Origin of the sequence: Mesorhizobium sp. M1E.F.Ca.ET.041.01.1.1 (assembly GCF_003997355.1) — a bacterium.
Classification (GTDB): domain Bacteria; phylum Pseudomonadota; class Alphaproteobacteria; order Rhizobiales; family Rhizobiaceae; genus Mesorhizobium.
The window spans coordinates 1-4,457 of sequence record NZ_RZSL01000508.1 but is presented as its reverse complement, the minus strand read 5'-3'; the positions used below and the strand labels follow the sequence as shown (position 1 = coordinate 4,457).

Annotated in this window: 2 protein-coding genes and 1 pseudogene; all 3 read left to right on the top strand. The window is 62.8% G+C overall.

Going from position 1 to position 4,457, the window contains the following annotated elements:
• Window positions 1-528: PopZ family protein (locus EOA38_RS28950; protein ID WP_127300846.1), on the top strand; the 528-nt coding region annotated here is incomplete at its 5' end.
• 217 nt (window positions 529-745) lie between these two features.
• A complete protein-coding gene (locus EOA38_RS28945; RefSeq protein WP_126093387.1) occupies window positions 746-3,529 on the top strand; it encodes a valine--tRNA ligase in 2,784 nt (927 codons plus the stop codon).
• Window positions 3,530-3,890: 361 nt separating this feature from the next.
• Window positions 3,891-4,457 (top strand): annotated as a pseudogene (locus EOA38_RS28940) (transporter); the annotation flags it as partial.

The window sequence follows — 4,457 nt, the reverse complement described above, 5'->3', positions numbered from 1 at the left end:
CCCCCCACCTCGGGCCCCGCCACACTGGCCCCCAACTCTCTGGCCGAAGTCGAGGCGAGGGTCGCCGCGGAGCCCGACGCGCCGGCTGCCGCGGCAAGCGCGCCGCAAAGCGCCGATACGATCGTCGCCGATTGGCGGCGCGAGATCGCCGCCGTTGGCGGAAGCTCGGTCAAGGCCAAGGTGGCCGCGCGCCCGGCAGAAGCGGCGCCCGAAGTCGAGCTCGACGAGGAGGATCTTGCCGCGCCAACTGTCGAAACCGCGGCGCCCGGCAAGGTTTCGACGCCATCGTCAGCCGACTCGCCGTCGGCGCGGCCGGCGATCCTCTCCGAGCATGCGGGCCGGCAGGTCGCGGCGGCGTTCGGCGAGCTTTCCGACGCCTTCGCCAGCCGCAGCAAGAAGACCTTCGACGAGATGGCCGAGGAGATGCTGCGTCCGATGCTGCAGGACTGGCTCGACAACAATCTGCCGACGCTGGTCGAACGGCTGGTGCGCGAGGAAATCGAGCGCGTGGCGCGCGGCGCGCAGTGATTTCATCCGCGCGTTCAAGGTAAAATGCACCGCCGTCGGGCGGCGCTTTCGTTTCCGGAAAATGCGGCCGCGGGATCGTTGGCGATGACGCATGGGATTGCCGTCGATCGCGGCAAGCCTATCTCGGCGAGACGGACTATCTTCCTCGCGGTTGACTCGGCCAAGAGCTTCCGATTTACACCGGACGCTTATTCCCGACAGCTCGGACCATTCCTCCATGCTTGATAAAACCTACGACGCCAAGACCGTCGAGCCGAAGATCGCCAAAATCTGGGAAGAGGCCGACGCGTTTCGCGCCGGCGCCGGCGCGGAGGAAGGGGCGGAAGCCTTCACCATCGTCATCCCGCCGCCGAACGTCACCGGCTCGCTGCATATGGGCCATGCGCTCAACAACACGCTGCAGGATATCCTGGTGCGCTTCGAACGCATGCGCGGCAAGAACGTGCTGTGGCAGCCCGGCATGGATCATGCCGGCATCGCTACGCAGATGGTGGTCGAGCGCCAGCTCATGGAAAGGCAGATCCATCGCCGCGACCTGACGCGCGAGGAGTTCATCGAAAAGGTCTGGGAGTGGAAAGCCGAATCCGGCGGCGCGATCTTCAACCAGCTGAAGCGGCTGGGCGCCTCGGCCGACTGGAGCCGGGAGCGCTTCACCATGGACGAGGGCCTGTCCAAGGCGGTGCTGGAGGTCTTCGTCACCCTCTACAAGGAAGGGTTGATCTACAAGGACAAGCGCCTTGTGAACTGGGATCCGAAGCTGTTGACCGCCATTTCCGATCTCGAGGTCGAGCAGCACGAGGTCAACGGCAATCTCTGGCATTTCCGCTATCCGGTCGAAGGCGCGGTGTTCGACCCCGAGAATCCGAAGACATTCATCACCGTCGCCACGACGCGTCCCGAAACCATGCTCGGCGACACCGCGGTGGCCGTGCATCCCGATGACGAACGGTTTCGCAACCTGGTCGGCAAGAAGGTCATCCTGCCGATCGTCGGCCGGCGGATTCCTATTGTCGCCGATGAATATTCGGACCCGGAGAAGGGCTCAGGCGCGGTCAAGATCACGCCGGCGCACGACTTCAACGACTTCGAGGTCGGCAAGCGCCACAAGCTGCCGGCGATCAACATCCTGACCGTCGAAGCCGCCGTCAAGCTCAAGGACAATGAGGACTACCTCGCTGGTCTAGAGGTGACGCCGGAGCGCCACGCCGTCTGGGACGAGCTCGACGGGCTCGACCGCTTCGTCGCGCGCAAGAAGATCGTCGAGCTGATGGAAGCCGGCGGCTTCCTCGACAAGGTCGAGCCGCATCACCACACGGTGCCGCATGGCGACCGCGGCGGCGTGCCGATCGAGCCGTTCCTGACCGACCAGTGGTACGTCAACGCGGCAGAACTCGCCAAGCCGGCGGTCGCCTCCGTGCGCGAAGGTCGTACCAACTTCGTGCCGAAGAATTGGGAAAAGACCTATTTCGACTGGATGGAGAACATCCAGCCCTGGTGCATCTCGCGCCAGCTCTGGTGGGGCCACCAGATCCCTGCCTGGTACGGGCCGGACGGTCGCGTCTTCGTCGAGAAGACCGAGGAAGAGGCGCTTGCCGCGGCGATCGAATACTATCTGGCGCTGGAAGGTCCGTGGAAGGCCTGGGTCGAGGACAAGCTGGAGAATTTCCAGCCGGGCGAGATCCTGACGCGCGACGAGGACGTTCTCGATACCTGGTTCTCCTCGGCGCTGTGGCCGTTCTCGACGCTTGGCTGGCCCGACGAGACGCAGGAGCTGAAGACCTACTATCAGACCGATGTGCTGGTCACCGGCTTCGACATCATCTTCTTCTGGGTTGCCCGCATGATGATGATGGGTCTGCACTTCATGGACGAGGAGCCGTTCCACACCGTCTATGTGCACGCGCTCGTGCGCGACAAGAACGGGCAGAAGATGTCGAAGTCGAAAGGCAACGTCATCGACCCGCTCGATCTGATCGACGAGTATGGCGCCGACGCGCTGCGCTTCACCCTGACCGTGATGGCGGCGCAGGGGCGCGACGTGAAGCTCGACCCGGCGCGCATCGCCGGCTACCGCAATTTCGGCACCAAGCTCTGGAACGCGACGCGCTTTGCCGAGATGAACGAAGTCGCCAGGAACGACGATTTCTGGCTGAACGACGCCAAGCTCGCGGTCAACCGCTGGATCCTGACGGAGCTGACGCGGGCGGCGCGCGCGGTCACCGAGGGCATCACCACCTACCGCTTCAACGAGGCGGCGGGTGCCGCCTACCGCTTCGTGTGGAACCTGTTCTGCGACTGGTATCTGGAACTGTTGAAGCCGGTGTTCATGGGTACGGACGAAGCCGCCAAGGCTGAGAGCCGTGCCTGCGTCGCCTTCGTGCTCGATGAGATCTACAAGCTCTTGCATCCGATGATGCCGTTCATGACCGAGGAGCTCTGGGCACAGACGGCGGGCGAAGGCAAGGAGCGCGGTTCGCTGCTTTGCCACGCCGCCTGGCCGTCGCCGGATTTCGAGGATGACGACGCGGCCGCCGACATCAACTGGCTGGTCGATCTCGTCTCGGGCATCCGCTCGGTGCGCTCGGAAATGAACGTGCCGCCGGCAGCGATCGCGCCCTTGGCGGTGATCGGCGCCAATGCAACGACGCGCGAGAGGCTCGAACGCCACGACCAGGCGATCAAGCGCCTGGCGCGCATCGGCAGCATATCGCTGGCGGAGACGCCGCCCAAGGGCTCGGCACAGATCGTCCTCAACGAGGCAACCATCTCTCTGCCGCTCGGCAGCCTGATCGACCTTGCGGCCGAAGCCGCGCGGCTGCAGAAGGAACTGGCCAAGGTGACCGAGGAGATCGCCCGCCTGCACAAGAAGCTGTCGAACGAGAAGTTCGTCGCCAACGCGCCGGAGGAAGTGGTCGAGGCCGAGCGCGAAAAGCTTGCCGAATATCGCGAGGCGCAGGAGAAGCTTTCGGTCGCTTTGACCAGGGTTCGCGACGCCGGCTGAACGGCAAGATTCGCTCCCGCTGGAGAGCGACTTTCCGAAGCGTCATCTGCCTGCGAGATAGGCATGCCGTTGCGTTAATTTTGACGTAAACGGAAACTTTAGGCCCTATTGTTGCCATAATGTAACAATGGGGCCTTTTTCCCCTAAAATGGCCTGTTTTTGAGCTGCATTGAAAGGTTTTTGCAGCTTTTTTCTGCCAATCGATACCTATTGGCCGCGATTAGGCTCGATTTCGCGGCCGGGTACAATGGCGAAAATGCGAGCTGTCAAGGGCGTACGTGTACAGCCCCTGAATTCGTTGTTGCGCCATTTACCCGAATTGGTTCTAGCTTGATCCCGCGTATTTTCGGGGAGGGAATCCATGAACATTTTGCGGCTCAAAGCACTGCTGGGGGCAGGGTGCTTTTCGCTGACTCTTATCGGTGCGGCAATGCATCCGGCGCATGCCGGCGGCCTGGAGCGCGGCGGCTACGACATCGATCTGCTGTTCGATCCAGCGCCTTTCGCCACGGAAGCGGAAGCGACTTTCGTGATGCCGGATCGCAAGTACAAGAATGCGCGCGGTCCCGGAGGGGCCGACCTCGGTTTCGGAACCACGGCTGACGGAGCCGAGGATTATTGGGTGCCGCGCATCGGCGGCAAGGTCCAGGTTGTCCAGGGTGTCGACTGTATGGTCGATTACTCACAGCCTTGGGGCGCGCACACTGCGCCCGGCGTGTGGAACGGCGCGTTCTCCAACATGGAGACCGACATCAAGAGCGACAACTACGCTGCAACCTGCTCTTACAAAATGGATGCGGGCAAGGGCCAGCTCCGCTTTATTGGCGGTGTTTTCTATCAGAAGGTTTATGGCTTCAAGGAAGACTTGGTGTCACCGCTGGTGCCCAACTTCGGTGGAACTGGTCGTGTGGACCTGACGAGCAACGGC

Coding starts and splice junctions, on each gene's coding strand:
- EOA38_RS28945 (WP_126093387.1), top strand. CDS start 746: ATGCTTGATAAAACCTACGACGCCAAGACCGTCGAGCCGAAGATCGCC.